Source organism: Pseudomonas agronomica, from assembly GCF_025917275.1.
GTDB lineage: Bacteria > Pseudomonadota > Gammaproteobacteria > Pseudomonadales > Pseudomonadaceae > Aquipseudomonas > Aquipseudomonas agronomica.
The window spans coordinates 1-19,374 of sequence record NZ_JAOSHO010000051.1 but is presented as its reverse complement, the minus strand read 5'-3'; the positions used below and the strand labels follow the sequence as shown (position 1 = coordinate 19,374).

The 19,374-nt window shown below is 61.1% G+C and carries 18 protein-coding genes; 12 read left to right on the top strand and 6 right to left on the bottom strand.

Going from position 1 to position 19,374, the window contains the following annotated elements; translation table 11 throughout:
• Positions 1-13: 13 nt before the first annotated feature.
• Together trmA and OC610_RS06735 are read right to left on the bottom strand one after the other, a co-directional pair.
• Complete coding sequence (gene trmA / locus OC610_RS06740) at positions 14-1,093, bottom strand: tRNA (uridine(54)-C5)-methyltransferase TrmA (RefSeq protein WP_264427119.1); 1,080 nt, start codon at positions 1,091-1,093, stop codon at positions 14-16.
• Positions 1,090-2,385: an NCS2 family permease gene (locus OC610_RS06735; protein ID WP_264427118.1), complete on the bottom strand. Its 1,296-nt coding sequence runs from the start codon at positions 2,383-2,385 to the stop codon at positions 1,090-1,092. The genes trmA and OC610_RS06735 overlap by 4 nt, the downstream gene beginning before the upstream one ends.
• A 241-nt stretch (positions 2,386-2,626) precedes the next feature.
• On the opposite strand from OC610_RS06735, the gene OC610_RS06730 reads away from it, so the two are divergent.
• The 5 genes from OC610_RS06730 to OC610_RS06710 all read left to right on the top strand — a co-directional run bounded on the left by OC610_RS06730 (position 2,627) and on the right by OC610_RS06710 (position 7,657).
• Positions 2,627-3,073, top strand: coding sequence for a YolA family protein (locus tag OC610_RS06730; protein ID WP_264427117.1), 447 nt, complete (start codon positions 2,627-2,629; stop codon positions 3,071-3,073).
• Between the two features lie 129 nt (positions 3,074-3,202).
• Positions 3,203-3,769, top strand: coding sequence for a DJ-1 family glyoxalase III (locus OC610_RS06725; protein WP_030140318.1), 567 nt, complete (start codon positions 3,203-3,205; stop codon positions 3,767-3,769).
• A gap of 176 nt (positions 3,770-3,945) precedes the next feature.
• Positions 3,946-4,470: a (2Fe-2S)-binding protein gene (locus OC610_RS06720; protein ID WP_264427116.1), complete on the top strand. Its 525-nt coding sequence runs from the start codon at positions 3,946-3,948 to the stop codon at positions 4,468-4,470.
• Positions 4,467-5,459 carry an FAD binding domain-containing protein gene (locus OC610_RS06715; RefSeq protein ID WP_264427115.1) on the top strand — a complete coding sequence of 331 codons (993 nt, stop codon included), beginning with the start codon at positions 4,467-4,469 and terminating at the stop codon, positions 5,457-5,459. The genes OC610_RS06720 and OC610_RS06715 overlap by 4 nt, the downstream gene beginning before the upstream one ends.
• Positions 5,456-7,657: a xanthine dehydrogenase family protein molybdopterin-binding subunit gene (locus OC610_RS06710; protein ID WP_264427113.1), complete on the top strand. Its 2,202-nt coding sequence runs from the start codon at positions 5,456-5,458 to the stop codon at positions 7,655-7,657. Before OC610_RS06715 ends, OC610_RS06710 begins: the two co-directional genes overlap by 4 nt.
• Here the strand turns inward: OC610_RS06710 and OC610_RS06705 are convergent.
• A complete protein-coding gene (locus OC610_RS06705) occupies positions 7,654-8,892 on the bottom strand; it encodes an MFS transporter (protein ID WP_264427112.1) in 1,239 nt (412 codons plus the stop codon). The genes OC610_RS06710 and OC610_RS06705 overlap by 4 nt on opposite strands.
• A gap of 413 nt (positions 8,893-9,305) precedes the next feature.
• Here OC610_RS06705 and OC610_RS06700 point away from each other — a divergent pair, with 413 nt between their 5' ends.
• Genes OC610_RS06700 through OC610_RS06690 form a run of 3 tightly spaced genes read left to right on the top strand, consistent with a single transcriptional unit; the run spans position 9,306 to position 11,942 of the window.
• Positions 9,306-10,745 (top strand): cytochrome ubiquinol oxidase subunit I, encoded by a 1,440-nt coding sequence (locus OC610_RS06700; protein ID WP_030140313.1) that lies wholly within the window; start codon positions 9,306-9,308, stop codon positions 10,743-10,745.
• Between the two features lie 3 nt (positions 10,746-10,748).
• On the top strand, positions 10,749-11,756 hold the full coding sequence (gene cydB, locus OC610_RS06695) for a cytochrome d ubiquinol oxidase subunit II (RefSeq protein WP_264427111.1): 1,008 nt from the start codon (positions 10,749-10,751) through the stop codon (positions 11,754-11,756).
• Between the two features lie 21 nt (positions 11,757-11,777).
• Positions 11,778-11,942 carry a DUF2474 domain-containing protein gene (locus OC610_RS06690; protein ID WP_264427110.1) on the top strand — a complete coding sequence of 55 codons (165 nt, stop codon included), beginning with the start codon at positions 11,778-11,780 and terminating at the stop codon, positions 11,940-11,942.
• Positions 11,943-11,949: 7 nt separating this feature from the next.
• On the opposite strand, the gene OC610_RS06685 is transcribed toward OC610_RS06690, so the two are convergent.
• Positions 11,950-13,074, bottom strand: a complete 1,125-nt coding sequence (locus OC610_RS06685; protein WP_264427109.1) for a methyltransferase — start codon at positions 13,072-13,074, stop codon at positions 11,950-11,952.
• A 172-nt stretch (positions 13,075-13,246) separates the two neighbouring features.
• Complete coding sequence (locus OC610_RS06680; protein WP_264427108.1) at positions 13,247-13,957, bottom strand: autoinducer binding domain-containing protein; 711 nt, start codon at positions 13,955-13,957, stop codon at positions 13,247-13,249.
• A gap of 294 nt (positions 13,958-14,251) precedes the next feature.
• Here OC610_RS06680 and OC610_RS06675 point away from each other — a divergent pair, with 294 nt between their 5' ends.
• On the top strand, positions 14,252-15,028 hold the full coding sequence (locus tag OC610_RS06675; RefSeq protein ID WP_264427107.1) for a ferredoxin--NADP reductase: 777 nt from the start codon (positions 14,252-14,254) through the stop codon (positions 15,026-15,028).
• A 42-nt stretch (positions 15,029-15,070) separates the two neighbouring features.
• On the opposite strand, the gene mscL is transcribed toward OC610_RS06675, so the two are convergent.
• Positions 15,071-15,484 carry a large-conductance mechanosensitive channel protein MscL gene (gene mscL / locus OC610_RS06670; protein ID WP_264427106.1) on the bottom strand — a complete coding sequence of 138 codons (414 nt, stop codon included), beginning with the start codon at positions 15,482-15,484 and terminating at the stop codon, positions 15,071-15,073.
• A gap of 310 nt (positions 15,485-15,794) precedes the next feature.
• Between mscL and katB the strand changes: the two genes are divergently transcribed.
• From katB to radA, 3 genes are read left to right on the top strand one after another with little or no spacing between them, the layout of a single operon-like run.
• Positions 15,795-17,309: a catalase KatB gene (gene katB / locus OC610_RS06665; protein WP_408636552.1), complete on the top strand. Its 1,515-nt coding sequence runs from the start codon at positions 15,795-15,797 to the stop codon at positions 17,307-17,309.
• 60 nt (positions 17,310-17,369) lie between these two features.
• Positions 17,370-17,918 carry an ankyrin repeat domain-containing protein gene (locus OC610_RS06660; protein WP_264427104.1) on the top strand — a complete coding sequence of 183 codons (549 nt, stop codon included), beginning with the start codon at positions 17,370-17,372 and terminating at the stop codon, positions 17,916-17,918.
• Positions 17,919-17,960: 42 nt separating this feature from the next.
• On the top strand, positions 17,961-19,328 hold the full coding sequence (gene radA, locus OC610_RS06655) for a DNA repair protein RadA (protein ID WP_264427103.1): 1,368 nt from the start codon (positions 17,961-17,963) through the stop codon (positions 19,326-19,328).
• Positions 19,329-19,374 lie beyond the last annotated feature (46 nt).

Here is a 19,374-nt window from a genome sequence, read left to right as displayed (position 1 = left end):
AGGTTTGCGTAGGTCAGCGCCGCGTCAACAACACCCCGGATTCCATGTGATGGGTCCAAGGGAATTGATCGAACAACGCGCAACGCGTGATGCGGTGGGTGTCGTTCAGTTGCGCGATGTTCGCGGCGAGGGTTTCCGGGTTGCAGGAGATGTACAGGATGTTGTCGAAGCGTCGGGTCAGTTCGCAGGTGTCCGGGTCCATGCCGGCGCGAGGCGGGTCGACGAAGACGCTGCCGAACTCGTAGCTTTTCAGATCGATGCCCTGCAAACGACGGAACGGCCGGACCTCGTTCAACGCTTCGGTCAGCTCTTCGGCGGACAGGCGCACCAGCGTGACGTTATCCACAGCGTTCTCGCTGAGGTTGCTCAGCGCGGCGTTGACCGAGGTCTTGCTGATTTCGGTGGCGAGGACTTTGCGCACGCGGGTTGCCAGCGGCAGGGTGAAGTTGCCGTTGCCGCAGTACAACTCCAGCAAGTCGTCAGCACGATCGCCCAGGGCTTCATAAGCCCAGTTGAGCATCTTCTGGTTGACCGTGCCGTTGGGCTGGGTGAAGGCGCCTTCGGGTTGGCGATAGCTGAAGGTGCGACCGCCCACCTCAAGTTTCTCCACCACGTAATCGTGGCCGATCACTTCGCGCTTGCCCTTGGAGCGGCCAATGATGCTGACGCCCAGGTCGGTCGCCAGTTTCGACGCCGCGGCATGCCAGTGTTCATCCAGCGGGCGGTGATAGCACAGGGTGATCATCGCGTCGCCGGCCAGGGTGGTGAGGAATTCCACCTGGAACAGCTTGTGGCTCAAGGGCGCGCTGGCCTGCCAGGCGGCCTTGAGCTGCGGCATCAACTGATTGATGCGCAGGCTGGCGATGGGAAACTCCTCGATCAGGATCGGCGTGCGCTTGTCGTCCTGGGAGAACATGGCGTAATGCCGTTCGCCAGCCTCGCGCCACAGACGAAATTCGGCCCGCAGGCGGAAGTTGCCCAGGGGCGAGTCGAATACGGCAGGCTCCGGCGCCTCAAAAGGGGCCAGGAGGTCACGCAAGCGCGTGACCTTGCCCTGCAACTGGGCGGCGTAGGTGTGGGAATCAAAAGTCATGCGTTGAACCAACCCAACTTGATAACGAACAGAATCGACAGGATCACCAGCGCCGGGTTCAGCTCACGGCCACGACCGGAGACCAGCTTGATGGCGGTCCAGGCGATGAAGCCGAAGGCAATGCCGTTGGCGATGGAGTAGGTGAAGGGCATCGCCAGGGCAGTGATCACGACTGGGGCGGCGACGGTGATGTCGTCCCAGTCGATTTCCGCCAGGCCCGACGTCATCAACACCGCTACGAACAGCAGCGCTGGCGCGGTGGCGAAGGCCGGGACGCTGGCGGCCAGCGGCGAGAAGAACAACGCCAGCAGGAACAGGATCGCCACCACGATGGCCGTCAGGCCAGTGCGGCCGCCGGCACTGACGCCCGCCGCCGACTCGATGTAGCTGGTGGTCGTCGAAGTGCCCAGCAGCGAACCGGCCATGGCGGCGGTGCTGTCGGCGATCAGCGCGCGGCCCATCTTCGGCATGTGCCCGTCCTTGCCCATCAACCCGGCGCGCTTGGCGACGCCGATCAGGGTGCCGGAGTTGTCGAACAGATCGACGAACAGGAAGGCGAAGATTACGTTCACGAGACCGATGTCCAAGGCGCCCATGATGTCCAGTTGCAGGAAGGTCGGGGCCAGGGATGGCGGTGCGGAAATGACGCCGTTGAACGGGGTGAAGCCCATCAGGATCGAGACGAGGGTGACCGCGAGGATGCCGATCAGCACCGCACCGCGTACTTTCAGGGCTTCAAGCGCAACGATCAGGACAAAGCCGAGGGTCGCGAGGATCGGTGCCGGTTGTTTCAGGTCGCCGAGGCCGACCATGGTCGCCGGGTTTTTCACCACGATGCCGGCATTGCTCAGGGCGATCAGCGCCAGGAACAGGCCGATACCGGCGGCAATGGCCGAGCGCAGCGGCAGCGGGATGCTGTTGATGATCCATTCGCGGATGCGGAAGATCGATAGCAGGAAGAACAGCACGGCGGAGACGAACACCGCACCCAGCGCCACTTGCCACGTGTGGCCCATGTGCAGGACCACGGTGTAGGTAAAGAAGGCATTCAGGCCCATGCCCGGCGCGAGGGCGATCGGGTAGTTGGCAATCAGCCCCATCACGGTCGAGCCGATGGCCGCCGCCAGGCAAGTGGCGACGAATACCGCGCCCTTGTCCATGCCGGTTTCACCGAGAATGCTCGGGTTCACGAACAGAATGTAGGCCATGGCCAGGAAGGTCGTGACGCCCGCCAGAATCTCGGTCCGCACGTTGGTGTTGTGTGCCTTGAGTTGAAACAGCCTTTCCAGCATGTCTGCTCCCCGTGGCGCGCCCGGCGCCGTGAATGTATCGACCTCAACAGCAAAGCACAGCACACCCATGGCGGCCGGGATTTTCTGTGGGTCGGAAAAAGCCGCGCATCATAACAGCGCGGCGATGTGGCTGCGATCCTCTGTCTTGAGTCGCAAAGGTGTTCAGTCGCGAAGTGTGCAGTTGCAAAAGTGTGCAGTCGCAAAAGTTGGGCCATACTGCGCGCGGTTCCGGGAGGTCAGTATGGTTTGCATGAAAAAATTAGCCTCGGTCTGCGCATTGAGCCTCTGGCTGCCCGTGCAGGTCGCCCACGCGGCATCGGCGCCGCCGCTGAGCGAGGTCAAGGTGCTCAAGGTCGAATCGCCGGCGTGCGGTTTCGAGGACATCACCCCAGGGCAGGCGCAGACCCGTTGCGACCACGGCGGTCCGAACATCAAGGTCTACGTGCTGGAAGTCGGTTACGGCCACCAGCCGAACGTCACGTTGGACGGCTTCGAAGTCGACGGCACCCGCTCGCCCGTGTGTGCGTACAGCAATGGCAACCTCAATGATTGCTCGAAGACAACCAGGACGGTTGGCTACGTGTACATCTTCGACCTGAAGGGCAAGCAGGAAGGAACCTTCAGTTTCAGCAATGTCTCGATCAACGCGCCGGGCAACCGGATGACGACACAGCTATATATCAAGTAGCCCACCCGCCCACGTAGGAGCTGCCGGAGGCTGCGATCTTTTGATAGGTGCTTGAGGTTCAAGCAGCGGGGAAAGATCGCAGCCTCCGGCAGCTCCTACACTACAAGCATCACCCAGCGGAGAGCGCCCATGATTCCTGGAACCAAGATCCCCCGAGCCCTGATCGCCGTGGCCGAAGGCGTCGATGACTTGCAGGCGGTGACGCTGATCGACGTGTTGCGTCGCGCGCAGCTTGAAGTGGTGGTGGCGAGTATCGAGGGTCGTCGCATGCTGACCTGCGCACGCGGCACGCGCCTGACCGCCGACGGCATGCTGGTGGACGTGCTGGTGCAGGATTTCGACTTGATCGTCCTGCCCGGCGGCATCATCGGCGCGCAGCACCTGGCCGCCCATCAGCCATTGCAGCAATTGGTCAAGGACCAGGCCGCCGCCGGGCGCTTGTTTGCCGCCATCGCCGAAGCCCCGGCGTTGGTGCTCCAGGCATTCGGCGTCCTGCGCCAGCGCCGCATGACTTGCCTGCCTGCGGTGAGCCAGCAGCTGTCCGGGTGCAGCTTCGTCGATCAACCGGTGGTGGTGGATGGCAATTGCATCACCGCCCAGGGTTCCGCCGCCGCCCTGGTGTTTGCTCTTGCGCTGGTGGAAGCACTTGCCGGCAAAGGGGTGAGGAGCGTGGTGGCGGCTGAACTGTTGGCCTGACACTTCAAAAGCCTGCGCGCTCTTGTGGCGAGGAAGCTTGCTCCCGCTCGGTCGCGCAGCAGAGGCCGGTGTTTCGTCATTCAATCGCCTTGAACGCTCACCACCCCCCGAAGTCGTACCCCTTATGACGGTGGTTTCCCAAAACGCCGCGTGTACGACTAACCGTGAGGTGTTCCATGAGCGCGACTTTGTCCGAAGCGACGCCGGCGTCCTTCGTCCCTCATCCCATACGTCTGACCCTCAATGGCTCGGTGCGCGAGTTGCAGGTGCTGCCCTGGACCACGCTGCTGGACCTGCTGCGCGAGCAGTTGGACCTGGTGGGCAGCAAGAAGGGCTGCGATCACGGCCAGTGCGGTGCCTGCACGGTGCTGCGCGACGGCAAGCGGATCAACGCCTGCCTGACCCTGGCGGTGATGTGCGATGGCGCCGAGCTGACCACTGTCGAGGGCTTGGCGGATGGCGATGAATTGCATCCCATGCAACGTGCATTCATCAAGCATGACGCCTTCCAGTGTGGTTACTGCACGCCAGGGCAGATCTGTTCGGCGGTGGGCTTGGCCAACGAGGGCAGGGCGCAGGGCTCGGCTGAAATCAGCGAGCTGATGAGCGGCAATCTCTGCCGGTGCGGTGCCTATAACAACATTCGCGATGCCATTGAAGACGCCCTGCCGCTCTGCCAGCAGACGGGAGGTGAGTCATGAATCCCTTTCGCTACAGCAAGCCCGATACGCTGCAGGCGGCCGTGGAACTGTCGAGTGCCAATTCGCGCTTCATCGCTGGCGGCACCAATCTGCTGGACCTGATGAAGGAAAACCTCACCCGCCCCGAGCATCTGATCGATATCACCGGTCTGCCCTTGGCCGACCTCAGCGAAACGCCCTCGGGCGGGGTGATGATTGGCGCGCTGGTGAGCAATGCCGACCTGGCCTGGCATCCTTGGATCGAGCGCCGTTATCCGTTGCTTTCCCAGGCCATCCTCGCCGGTGCCTCGCCGCAGTTGCGCAACATGGCCAGCACGGGTGGCAACCTGTTGCAGCGCACCCGTTGTTACTATTTTTACGACGCCAGTGTGCCCTGCAACAAACGCAGCCCCGGCAGTGGCTGCCCGGCCCGAAGCGGCTTGAATCGTATTCACGCGATCCTGGGAGCCAGTGAGCAGTGCGTCGCGACGCATCCTTCCGACATGTGCGTGGCCCTGGCGGCCCTTGATGCCGTGGTCCATGTGCTGGGGCGCGGTGGTCCACGGACCATCGAGTTCGCCGACTTCCATCGCCTGCCCGGCGACGCTCCGGATCGGGACAATCAACTGGCCGATGACGAGCTGATCACCTACATCGAGCTGCCGCCCGCCGGTTTCGCCGAACACAGCCATTACTTGAAGATCCGTGACCGGGCGTCCTATGCCTTTGCGCTGGTTTCGGTGGCGGCCGCGCTGGAACTGGACGGGCCGGTGATTCGCCAGGCCCGCCTGGTCTTGGGCGGCGTGGCGCACAAGCCTTGGCGCGACCGGGCGGTGGAAAGCTGGCTGGTGGGCCAGGCCGTCAGCCGTGAAACCTTCACGGCGGCTGCGGATGCACTGTTGCAGGACGCTGAACCGCTGGCGCACAACGGCTTCAAGGTCAAACTGGCGCGACGGGCAATCGTCCGCGCCCTGAGTGAAGCGGCACTGGTCGGAGGGACCGCCCGATGAACGCACAGAGCAAAACCATAGGGCAACCGCTGGACCGCGTCGACGGCCTGCTCAAGGTGACCGGTCGTGCCCGTTATGCCGGTGAGTACCCCGAGAATGGTTTGTTGCACGGCAGCGTGGTGTCGAGCGCAATTGCCCGCGGCCGCGTCGTGCGCATCGATGCCTCCCGGGCCTTGGCGCTGCCGGGCGTCGTCGCGGTGATCGACCACACCAATCGCCCGAGAATCGCCAGTTACGATGAACCCTACCAGGACGCCGACGCGGCGGAGGGCTCACCGTTCCGGCCGCTGTTCAACGAGCGGATTCTCTACAGCGGCCAGCCGCTGGCCCTGGTGGTGGCCGAGAACCTGGAACTGGCCCGTTATGCCGGCTCGCTCGTGGACATCGAGTACGAAGCCGAGGCGCATCAGACCGATCTGACCATCCAGCAAAACGAAGCCCATCCGGCGCCGGCCGAATTGCCCAAGCCCCGTGGGAATTTTCAGGGCGAGTACGCCAGTTCGGCGTTGAGCGTGGATGTGTCCTACAGCACCCCGATTGAGCATCACAACCCGATGGAGCCTCACGCCTCCACCGTGCTGTATCAACCTGACGGCAGCCTGCATATCCATGACAAGACCCAAGGCGCGCAGAACTGCCAGCAATATGTGCAAAAAGTGTTCGGCCTGGAAAAGGAACACGTGCGTGTGTTTGCCGCGTTCGTAGGCGGCGCCTTCGGTTCCGGACTGCGGCCGCAATACCAATTGCCGCTGGCGGTGATGGCCGCACTGGCGCTGAAACGCTCCGTACGCGTGAGCCTGACGCGCCAGCAGATGTTTACCTTTGGCTATCGGCCACGGACCTTTCAGCGCCTGCAACTGGGCGCCGCCGCCAACGGCAGGTTGCTTGCCGTGGCGCACACCGCCATCGGCCAGACCTCGCGTTTCGAAGACTTCACCGAACACGTCGTGGAGTGGAGCGGCATGCTCTATCACTGCGACAACGTGACGTTGACCTACAAACTGGCGCCGCTGGACGTCTACACGCCGCTGGACATGCGGGCGCCGGGCGCGGCCCTTGGTTTGATCGGCCTTGAGTGCGCCATGGACGAATTGGCTTGTGCCCTGGCGATCGACCCGGTGCAGTTACGCTTGATCAACTATGCCGAACGCAACGAAAACGAGGGCAAGCCGTATTCCAGCAAGGAACTGCGGGCCTGTTACGCCGAAGGTGCTAAGCGTTTCGGCTGGGACAAGCGCAACCCGGAACCGCGCAGCATGCGCAAGGACCGGCAACTTGTGGGCTGGGGCATGGCCGGCGGCGTGTGGGAAGCCATGCAGCAGAGGGCCAGCGCCCGGGCATCGCTGGACGCCGATGGCAAATTGACCGTCAGCAGCGCAACCACCGATATCGGCACCGGCACCTACACCGTCATGACTCAAATCGCCGCCGAGGCGTCAGGCGTTTCCCTTGAGAATGTCACCTTTATTCTGGGTGACTCGTCGCTTCCGACGGCTCCACTGCAGGGCGGTTCGTTTACTGTCTCGTCCGTGGGCACGGCGGTGCAGCAGGCCTGTGAAGCGCTCAGGGAAAAACTGCTCGCTGTGGCCCGGCAGTCCTGCCCTGAGTTCAGCGCCGCGACCCTTGAACAGGTCACGTTTGCCGACGGTGAGCTGCGCATGGGCGCGGCCCGTGTCGCGCTGTCGGAGCTGGCGAAGAAAAGCGGTGAATTGCCGTTGCAGGCAGAGGTTTCCAGCGGGCCGGACGCGAAACGCCAAGCCTACGCCACCGCGACGCACTCGGCTGTATTCGTCGAGGTGCTGGTGGACGAGGACCTCGGCACGGTGAAGGTCAATCGAGTCGTGAGCGCGATTGCCGCCGGACGGGTAATCAATCCGAAAACCGCCCGTAGCCAGATCCTCGGTGGCGTGGTGTGGGGTGTCGGCATGGCGTTGCATGAAGAAACCCTGACGGACCACGCCCTGGGCCGCCACATGAACCACAACCTGGCCGAATACCACGTGCCGGTTAACGCCGATATCGGCGACATAGACGTGATTTTTGTCGAGGAACATGACGAGATCGTCAACGCCCTCGGTTCCAAGGGTGTCGGCGAGATTGGCATTGTCGGCGTGGCCGCAGCGGTGGCGAATGCGATCTACCACGCCACGGGCAAGCGGGTGCGGGACTTCCCGATAACCCTGGACAAGTTGCTCTAGGCTTTGGCGTTGTCCACCGGTTCGTGCATCCGGTCGCGGTGGGCCAGGGTCGGGAACAATTTGATCCAGGCTCCAGTCACCAACAGCGTGCCGACGCCGCCCATGACCACCGCCGGCACGGTGCCGAACCAATGGGCGGTGAGGCCGGATTCGAATTCGCCCAACTGGTTAGACGCGCCGATGAACAAGCCATTCACTGCGCTGACCCGTCCGCGCATCTCGTCCGGCGTTTCCAGCTGTACGAAGGAGGCGCGGATCACCATGCTGATCATGTCGGCCGCACCCAGCACCACCAGCACCGCGAGGGAAAACCAGAACGAAGTGGAGAGGCCGAACGCGATGGTAGCGACGCCGAACACCCCCACCGCAGTGAACATCACCCGGCCGACCTTGCGCTCCACCGCGAAGCGCGCCAGCCACAGCGACATCAGCAGGGCACCGACCGCTGGCGCCGAACGCAACAGGCCCAGGCCCCAGGGCCCGGTGAGCAGGATGTCCTTGGCGAACACCGGCAGCAACGCGGTGGCGCCACCCAGCAGCACGGCGAACAGGTCCAGGGAGATCGCCCCAAGGATGTCCGGACGGCTGCGAATGAAGCGAATGCCGGCCAACAGCGAATCGAGGGTCGCCTTGCCTTTGTTCAGCGGCGTCTGCCTGGCAGGCAGGTTGAGCATCAGGCAACAGGCGATGATGTAGAGCAGCACGGTCGGGCCGTAGACCCAGACACTGCCAAAGGCATAGAGCAAACCGCCCAGGGCCGGGGCGACGATGGTCGCCGATTGCTGGGCCGATTGCGCGGCGGCCACGGCCCGGGGAAACAACGCCGCAGGCACGATGCTCGGCAGCAGCGCCTGGGTGGTCGGCATTTCGAAGGATCGGGCCGCGCCGAGCAGGAACGCGAGGATGAAGATCATCTCGCGCGAGACGTTGTCGGTGGCGCTGCCAATCGCCAGGGCCAGGGCGATCATCGCCTGCAATGACTGGCAAATTGCCGCGACCTTGCGTCGATCGTATCGATCCGCCACGTGCCCGGTATGAAGCATGAACAGCACCCGCGGGGCAAATTCCACCAGGCCGACGAGGCCCAGGTCCAAGACGTTGCCGGTCAGTTGATAAAGGTTCCAGCCGATGGCCACGGTGAGCATCTGGAAACCGCTGGCGGTGAAGATCCGGGCCAGCCAGAAGGCAATGAAGGGACGATGGTGGCGGAGCAGCAACGGCGCTTGGCTGGGCATCTGTGACGGGGTCCGGTGATGAAGGCCACGAGATTATCACCGAGCTGTAACTGGAAGTTGCGGTGGTTGGAAAAATAGTTAGCCAAACATCGATATTGGCTTGAGGGAACATTTGTGGCGAGGGGTCCCTGCAGGTTCGGGAAATCTGGATTTGGGGCTGGGTTTTGGCACTGAGACAACCTGCCACGCGACAAAAGACCACGCCGTCCATCGGGCGATATGCGACTACTCTTTGAGCATTGCTTGACCCAGGTCAATTCCCTTTCGAGGCGTTGTGCTGGCGGCCATCCGGCCAGAGTCCTGCGTTGTGACGGTTTAAAAAAGAACGATTTGAAAAGCATCGCACTCCATATCCCTGGGGGCTGTGATGCAAGCCCCGCCCGCAGCCGGTTTTACCTGACAGAGGAAGACTTATGTTCGGTTTGGAGGCGCTCGATCTCGCCCGAATCCAGTTTGCGTTCACGATCTCGTTCCACATCCTGTTCCCGGCCATCACCATCGGCCTGGCGAGTTACCTGGCGGTGCTCGAAGGCCTGTGGCTCAAGACGCGGGACGATACCTACCGCGACCTGTATCACTTCTGGTCGAAAATCTTTGCCGTCAACTTCGGCATGGGCGTGGTGTCCGGGCTGGTCATGGCGTACCAGTTCGGTACCAACTGGAGTCGCTTCTCGGACTTCGCCGGTGCTGTAACCGGGCCGCTGCTGACTTACGAAGTGCTCACGGCATTCTTCCTCGAAGCGGGTTTCCTCGGTGTGATGCTGTTCGGCTGGAATCGCGTCGGCCGTGGCTTGCACTTCTTTTCCACCGTCATGGTGGCGATCGGCACGCTGATTTCGACGTTCTGGATCCTGTCCTCCAATAGCTGGATGCAAACCCCGCAGGGCTACGAAATCGTTGATGGCCGGGTCATTCCGGTGGACTGGCTGGCGGTGGTGTTCAACCCTTCGTTCCCGTTCCGGCTGATGCACATGTCGGTCGCGGCCTTTGTAGCCACGGCGTTTTTTGTCGGCTCGTCGGCGGCCTGGCACCTGCTTCGCGGCCGCGACAATCCAGCCGTGCGCCGCATGTTGTCGATGGCCATGTGGATGGCCTTGCTGGTGGCGCCGGTACAAGCGGTCATCGGCGACTTCCATGGCCTCAACACCCTCAAGCATCAACCGGCGAAAATTGCCGCGATCGAAGGCCACTGGGAGAACGTCGGTGACGAGCCCACGCCGCTGATCCTGTTCGGCTGGCCCGACATGAAGGCTGAAAAAACCAAATACGCCGTGGAGATCCCGTACCTGGGCAGCTTGATCCTGACGCACTCCTTGACCGATCAAGTGCCGGCGCTCAAGGAGTTTCCACCTGAGGATCGGCCGAATTCGACCATTGTGTTCTGGTCGTTCCGGGTCATGGTGGGCCTGGGTTTCCTGATGATCTTCACCGGCCTGTGCAGTTTGTGGCTGCGTCGCGGTCATCGGCTCTATCAGTCCAGACCCTTCCTGCACTTGGTGCTGTGGATGGGGCCGTCCGGGCTGATCGCTATTCTCGCCGGCTGGTTCACCACGGAGATCGGGCGTCAACCGTGGGTGGTCTACGGCCTGATGCGCACCGCCGATGCGTCGTCCGGCCACAGTTTTGCGCAGATGAGCTTCACCCTGGTCATGTTCGTGGTGGTGTATTTCGCGCTGTTCGGCGCGGGCTTGAGCTACATGATGCGCCTGGTGCGCAAGGGCCCGGTGGCCCACGAAGCCGAGCCGACCGACGGTGGCCCCGGCCAGAAACGCACCCCGGCCCGTCCACTGTCGGCGGCCAACGAAGGCGACGACGAAGTGGACCACAACGACAGCTCGCACAAGGGGAATTGAGTCATGGGTATTGATCTTCCGCTGATCTGGGCCGTGGTCATCATCTTCGGCATCATGATGTACGTGATCATGGACGGCTTCGACCTGGGCATCGGCATTCTCTTCCCCTTCGTCAAGGGCGAGCGCGACCGCGATGTGATGATGAACACCGTCGCACCGGTCTGGGACGGTAACGAAACCTGGCTGGTGCTGGGCGGCGCCGGGTTGTTCGGGGCGTTCCCGCTGGCCTATTCGGTGGTGCTCTCGGCGTTGTACTTGCCGCTGATCCTGATGCTCATCGGCCTGATCTTCCGGGGCGTGGCGTTCGAGTTCCGCTTCAAGGCCAAGGCTGAAAAGCGCCACCTGTGGGACAAGGCCTTCATCGGTGGTTCGCTGACGGCAACGTTCTTCCAAGGCGTTGCGCTGGGAGCGTTCATCGACGGTTTCGAAGTGGTCAACCGCCAGTATGCAGGCGGGTCCCTGGCCTGGTTCACACCCTTTACGATGTTCTGCGGCTTGGCGCTGATTGCCGCCTACGCCTTGCTCGGCTGTACCTGGCTGATCATGAAGACCGAAGGCAAACTGCAAGAGCAAATGCACGACCTGGCGAGGCCGTTGGCCTTCGTGGTGCTGGCGGTGATCGGCATCGTCAGCATCTGGACGCCGCTGGCCCACGCCGATATCGCAGCGCGCTGGTTCACCTTGCCGAATCTGTTCTGGTTCCTGCCGGTGCCGATCCTGGTGCTCGTGACCATGTACGGGTTGTTCCGCGCCGTGGCCCGCAACGCCAACTACACACCGTTCATCCTGACGCTGGTGCTGATTTTCCTCGGCTACAGCGGGCTGGGCATCAGCCTTTGGCCGAACATCGTGCCGCCGTCCATTTCGATCTGGGACGCCGCGTCACCCCCACAAAGCCAGGGCTTCATGCTGGTCGGCACGTTATTCATCATTCCGTTGATCCTGGTGTACACCTTCTGGAGCTATTACGTGTTCCGCGGCAAGGTGACCCACGATGACGGCTACCATTGATCGAGCTGCGAGGAGCCAAGCATGGCCAAGCCTGACTTGAAGGATATCGAGGCCGCTGAGCGGAAGCCGTTATGGCAGCGGCTCGGTTGGCTACTGGTCATCTGGACCGGCAGTGTGCTGGCGTTGTTCGTGGTCGCCAGCCTGATGCGGATGTTCATGAACGCAGCGGGGCTGACGACTCACTGACCCGGGGCTATTTGCGCGCCTTGAGAATCACGAACTTTGGCGTGGCGGCCACTTGCTCGACGCCCCGATACAGGCGCGCCAGCTTGCTGTGGTAGCCCAGGTGCCGGTTGCCGACGATGTACAGGGCGCCGCCGACCACCAGCGCTTCGCGGGCTTGCTGGAACATGCGCCAGGCGAGGAAGTCGCCCACCACTTGCTGCTGGTGGAAGGGCGGGTTGCACAGCACCACTTCCAGGGACTGCGCTTCTTGCCCGGCCAAGCCATCGCCCGCCCTCACGATTACTTCGCGCTCGCCCAGGGCGGCTCGCCAGTTTTCGGCGGCCGATTGCACGGCCATGTAGGACTCGTCCACCAGGGTGTAGCGAGCGTCCGGGTTGGCCAGGGCACTGGCGATGGCCAGCACGCCATTGCCGCACCCCAGGTCCGCGACGCGCGCTGAGCCCAGGTTTTTTGGCAGGTGCGGCAGAAAGGCACGGGTGCCGATGTCCAGCCCTTCGCGACAGAACACGTTGGCGTGGTTGAGCAACTCGATTTTCGGCTCGTCCAAGCCATAACGCGTGGGATAAGGGGAGATGGCCGGTGGCTTGGCTTGTGGCGTGGCAATCAACAGCCGAGCCTTCTTGACCGCCAGCGAGGCCTGCACCGGGCCGATGTAGCGTTCCAGCAGTTCACCGGCGGCCCGGGGCAAATGCTTGACCATTGCAGCGGCTATGACTTGCGCACCTGGCGCCAGTTGGCCTTGCAGCCGGATCAGTTGTTCCTCCAGCAGGGCCAGGGTCTTGGGTATCTTCACCAGCACTCGGTCGAATGGGCCGGTCACGTGTTCACTGGCGGGCACGGTCGGTACCGCATCGAAGGGCAGGCCGTTGCGAACCAGGTTTTTCCCCAGCGCCTGGAGAGCCAGGAACGAGTCCCCGCTGCTGACGACTTGGACTTTGCCGACAAGGCTGGCGGCCAGGGCGCCGAAGCCATCATTCAGTATTAATACCCGGGTGGCCGCGTCCGGTTGTTGTTCGGCAAGAAACGCGAGCAGGTATTCGTCAGCGGTATCGAAAGCCTGCAGCGGTTCGTTCTGCTGTTCGGGCTGGCGGATCAAGTCGAGTTGGGCGAAGGGGCTGTCGAGCAAAGGCATGGCTGGGACTCTGGAAAATCAACGGATGTCCCGCTGCCCCGGGGGTAGGTGCGTCAGCGGGACCGCTTGAACGAACTGCGTCGCGAGCTTGGCGCGTCATCATTCAAGTGGAACCGAGAATGGTACGGCTTTTTTTAGGGCTTTACCTGTGAGTTTTTGCAGGTCTGTTTAGTCAGATCGCGTGGATTTGAGCTGCCTTGGCCACCGCCGAGATTTTGTTGGTCACGTTCAATTTACGCATGCAGTTATTAACATGGAAATTTACGGTGCGTTCGGAAAGGCAAAGAATCCTGCCGACCTCCGACGCGGTCTTTCCTTCAGCGGACCATCTCAACACTTCAATTTCGCGAGGTGAGAGGTGACACGTCTTTGGTGAAGGCACGCTGGCCAACTTTTTGCTCGCCAGCGCATGCAGCTTCTGGCTCGCAAAAATGGCGTAGCCGAGGTTCCCATAATGCTCTTCTACGTCAATACAGCAATGAGTCCTGGCGAGGCTGAACAAACTGTAATAAGGACTTCTTTCGTCATGGACAGCTTGGGTCCAGCCATGCCTGAGACCCTGTCGACCCAAGTCCTCCCACAACTTGGGGGCTTCGGAGAAAACAAGTTCGTTCCACAGAATAGGCAGTGAGGATTGATTGCAATGCGCTACTATCGGATCGTTAGCAGCGTAACCATTTTGCTCATAGAGTTTGTCCCATCCATAAGGATAATTGTTGAGGTTTATTTTGCTGGCGTATCGACCAGGGAGTCCTGAATAGGCGGCGAAGGCACAGTATTTAAAACCCTGATTATTAAAGAAATTCATAACCAGCCGATAGGCTTTTTGCAAATCCTGTTCACACGATAGTTTTCTTAGTTGCAAATCTTTCCATTCGTCCATCGCATTCTCCCGGGTGTGACATACAGCGAGGTGGATCCAATCGGTGATGCGAAAATGAGTGTAGGACTTTTCGTACCCTTCAGTTAGATTTTTTTCTTGTTAGTTGCGCTGGCTGCTATTGAATAACACGCTGCTATTTCGCTTTTTTCGATACATAGTTATATTTCTGTATAACTTTGCTGGAAGATTTTCGCGGCAGGGCTTGGGTTAGTGGCTCAATGCTATTGTTCTTCTCCGGTGGTTTACCTGCTTATTTTGCGGGACACTGCAGGCTTAGTCCTAGTGGAGCCGCCCATGACTGACAGCGCAGAAAAGTTCACCCGCCAGACGCTGATCGACGTGCAACCCTTGACGCCTAATCTGTTTACATTACGTACAACCCGCGATCGCGGCTTTCGTTTCCGGGCCGGTCAGTTTGCCCGGCTCGGGGTCGTCAAGGCGGACGGTACGACCGTATGGCGCGCCTATTCCATGGTGTCTTCGCCCTTTGACGAGTTCCTTGAGTTTTTTTCCATTGTCGTGCCGGACGGAGAATTCACCAGTGAGCTCAGCCGCCTCAGGCCTGGCGATTCCCTGCTGGTGGATCGCCAGGCCTTCGGCTACCTCACACTGGATCGTTTCGTGGATGGGCGGGATTTGTGGTTATTGTCTACGGGAACCGGCGTTGCGCCATTTCTCTCGATTCTCCAGGACTTCGAGGTCTGGGAGAAATTCGAGCGAATCATCTTGGTCTACAGCGTTCGCGAAGGGCGGGAGCTGGCGTATCAAGCGCTGATCGAAGGCCTGACCCAGCGTGACTACCTGGCGGAATATGTTCATAAATTCCGGTTCATTGCGACGGTGACGCGCGAAGAGTGCCCCGGCGCCCTCAATGGGCGAATCACTGCGTTGATCGAGAATGGCGAGTTGGAACGGGCCGCCGGTGTTGCGCTGACGCCGGAGCATTCGCGCGTCATGCTCTGTGGTAATCCCCAGATGATTGACGACACGCGCAAGTTGCTCAAGGCCAAGGGTCTGCAATTGAGCCTGACCCGCCGGCCCGGGCAGGTAGCGGTGGAAAACTACTGGTAGGAAAAATGGCGTCCATGGACGCCACTTTGCCTGGGCGATAATTTAAGGTCGCTCGTTCTGCGCCTTGAGCAAGTCACGGATCTCGCTCAGCAGTTGTTCTTCCTTGGTGGGCACGGGCGGCGCGCTCGGGGCGACGGCCTCTTCGCGCTTGAGGCGATTGATGGCCTTGACGCCCATGAAGATCGCGAACGCGACGATGATGAAGTCGATCATGCTTTGGATGAACTTGCCGTAGGCCAGCACGACGGCCGGCGTATCGCCTTGGGCGGCCTTGAGCGTAATGGCCAGGTCGCTGAAGTCCACCCCGCCGATCAGAAGGCCGATCGGAGGCATGACCACGTCACCGACGAATGACGAAACGATCTTGCCAAAAGCGGCACCAATAATGATTCCGACGGCCATGTCGACGACATTGCCTTTGACCGCGAAGGCCTTGAACTCGCTTAACACGCCCATGAGTTGTTCCTTGTGACAGATGAGTAGTACCCGCAGTGTAAGCCAGCCAAACGTCGACCGCTCGACATGCCTGCTTACAATGCTGGCCTGTTTATCGACTCGGCAGTCCGGGAAAAGTTTACAAAGTGCCACCAATCGCGCGTGATACGCGGTTTTTGTCCGATGCCCTACATCGTTTTTTCTATCAACGCGGTACGGCATTTCTATTTAGGTTTTGGATTTTCGGGCACTAGCCTCTGAAAGGCGCACATGGATGCGCTCTATAAAATCAGAGGAAACGCTAATGAACACTTCCCCAGGCCTCGGCGCCATGTCCGGTCGTCGCTCCCTTGTTGTGCTGACCGCCAGCCTGTTTTCCTTGTCCGTCAATGCAGCCACCTTGACCCGCGACAATGGCGCGGCGGTAGGCGACAACCAGAACTCGCAAACCGCAGGCCCCAATGGCCCGACCTTGCTGCAGGATGTGCAACTGATCCAGAAGCTCCAGCGTTTTGACCGTGAGCGCATCCCCGAGCGTGTCGTGCATGCCCGTGGTACCGGGGCCCATGGCGAATTTACCGTCTCCAATGACCTGAGCGACTTGACCAAGGCGAAGGTCTTCTCCGCTGGGCAGGTCACGCCGATGTTCGTGCGCTTTTCCGCCGTGGTGCACGGCAATCATTCGCCGGAAACGTTGCGCGACCCCCGAGGCTTTGCCACCAAGTTCTATACCGCCGATGGCAACTGGGATCTGGTGGGTAATAACTTCCCGACATTCTTCATTCGCGACGCCATCAAGTTTCCCGACATGGTGCACGCCTTCAAGCCTGATCCGCGAACTAACCTGGACGACGATTCCCGTCGTTTCGATTTCTTCTCCCATGTTCCGGAAGCGACTCGCACGCTGACTGAGCTGTACTCCAACTCCGGCACGCCAGCCAGTTATCGTGAAATGGACGGTAATGGCGTGCATGCTTACAAACTGATCAACGCCAAGGGCGAGATCAATTATGTGAAATTTCATTGGAAAAGTTTGCAGGGTCTGAAAAATCTCGACCCGAAGGAAGTCGTGAAAGTACAGGGGCAGGATTACAGCCACATGACCAACGACTTGGTCAGTCATATCAACAAGGGCGACTTTCCAAAGTGGGACTTGTACGTCCAGGTACTCAAGCCGCAGGACTTGTCCAAGTTCGACTTCGACCCACTGGACGCGACCAAGATCTGGCCGGATGTGCCTGAGCGAAAAGTTGGACAAATGGTCTTGAATCGCAACCCGGCCAATGTATTCCAGGAAACCGAACAAGTGGCGATGGCGCCCGCCAACCTGGTGCCGGGCATTGAACCTTCGGAAGATCGCCTGTTGCAGGGCCGGGTGTTCTCTTATGCCGATACGCAAATGTACCGGGTCGGGCCGAACGCCCTGCAGTTGCCTATCAATGCGCCCAAGGTCGCCGTCAACAACGGCAACCAGGATGGCGCGATGAATTCTGGCAGCAGCAGTACCGGCGTGAATTATCAGCCGAGCCGACTGATGCCGCGTGAAGAGCAGCCCGCCGCGCGGTATAGCCAGACCGAGCTGACCGGCAGTACCCAGCAGGCGAAAATCCAGCGTGAGCAGAATTTCAAGCAGGCCGGTGATCTGTACCGTTCGTTCAGCAAGAAAGAACGTGATGACCTGATCGAAAGTTTCGGCGGGTCGTTAGCGACCACCGACGATGAGAGCAAGCACATCATCCTGTCGTTCCTCTACAAGGCTGACCCTGAATACGGGACCGGCGTGGCCCGTGTCGCCAAGGGCGATCTGGCGCGGGTCAAGGCGTTGGCCGAGAAGCTGAACGACTGATCCACCAGGGGGAGACGAGCTGGTCGACTCCCCCTGTCTGGAATCGTATGGGAGGCCACGATGCGTAAATTCCTTTTATTGATATTCGCCACTGGATCATGGGCTGTGCTGGCCGATCAGGTTCCGCCCGCCGACCCGGCCGGGGTGCGGGAACAGTTGCAAGATTATTATTTCGACGCCGCCCGCCGGGGCGATGTGCCGATGCTCAATACGTTCATAGAGGCCGGCTACTCGCTCGATACTCGCGACGAAAAGGGCTACACCGCGCTGATCCTGGCGGCTTATCACGGCCACGGGCCGGCGGTGGATCGGCTGCTGGCCGCCGGGGCGGATGCCTGCGCCCAGGACAAACGTGGCAACACGGCGTTGATGGGCGCCATTTTCAAGGGTGAAGTGCAGATTGCGCGGCGTCTGTTATCCACTGATTGCAGTCCGGATCAACGCAATGGCGCCGGGCAGACCGCGGCGATGTATGCCGGCCTGTTCAAGCGCGATGAGTTGCTCGACGCCCTGAAGGCCAAGGGCGCCGACCTGGAGGCCAGGGATCCGCTGGGCAACGCCGCAGCTGACCTGGCAAAGGGTGAAATCAGAATGCCGGCCCCGCGCTGACCGCTGCCTGGGCTATCATCGCGGTTTTTACCCGGAGTTCAGATGGCCAAGGCAAAGCGCATGTACGGCTGCACCGAGTGCGGCTCGACCTTTCCCAAATGGGCTGGCCAGTGCAGCGAGTGTGGGGCCTGGAACACCTTGACCGAAACCATGGTGGAAAGTGGCGGCGCGGCGGCGCCCACCGGCCGCACCGGGTGGGCCGGCCAGCAAGCGCAGATCAAGACCCTGGCCGAAGTCAGCGTCGAGGAAATTCCGCGCTTCTCCACCGCCTCCGGCGAGCTGGACCGTGTGCTGGGTGGCGGCCTGGTGGACGGTTCGGTGGTGTTGATTGGCGGCGATCCGGGCATCGGCAAGTCGACCATCCTGTTGCAGACCTTGTGCAATCTCGCCACGCGTATGCCGGCGCTGTATGTCACTGGCGAAGAATCCCAGCAGCAAGTCGCCATGCGCGCTCGACGTTTGGGCTTGCCTCAGGATCAGTTGCGGGTGATGACCGAGACTTGCATCGAAACCATCATCGCCACGGCGCGCCTGGAAAAACCCAAGGTCATGGTGATCGACTCGATCCAGACCATTTTCACCGAACAACTGCAATCGGCCCCGGGCGGCGTGTCCCAGGTACGCGAGAGCGCGGCGTTGCTGGTGCGCTACGCCAAGCAGAGCGGCACGGCGATCTTCCTGGTAGGCCACGTCACCAAGGAAGGCGCGCTGGCGGGGCCGCGCGTGCTGGAACACATGGTGGACACGGTGTTGTATTTCGAAGGCGAATCCGATGGGCGCCTGCGTTTGCTGAGGGCGGTGAAGAACCGTTTTGGCGCCGTCAACGAGTTGGGCGTATTCGGCATGACTGACCGGGGCCTGAAGGAAGTCTCCAACCCTTCGGCGATCTTTCTGACGCGAGCCCAGGAGGAAGTGCCGGGCAGCGTGGTCATGGCCACCTGGGAAGGCACCCGGCCGATGCTGGTGGAAGTACAGGCGTTGGTGGATGACAGCCACCTGGCGAACCCGCGTCGGGTCACCTTGGGGCTGGATCAGAACCGGCTGGCCATGCTGTTGGCTGTCCTGCACCGGCACGGCGGGATTCCTACGCATGACCAGGACGTATTCCTCAACGTGGTGGGCGGGGTCAAGGTACTGGAGACCGCGTCCGACCTGGCATTGATGGCGGCTGTCATGTCCAGCCTGCGCAATCGACCGCTGCCCCATGATCTGTTGGTGTTTGGCGAAGTGGGGCTTTCGGGCGAAGTGCGGCCGGTGCCCAGTGGGCAGGAGCGGCTCAAGGAGGCGGCCAAGCACGGCTTCAAGCGCGCCATCGTGCCCAAGGGCAACGCGCCGAAGGAAGCGCCGGCGGGGTTGCAGATCGTTGCCGTGACACGCCTGGAACAGGCGTTGGATGCGTTGTTCGAATAACACCGAGGCGGGTGCAGACCCCTGTGGCGAGGGAGCTTGCTCCCGC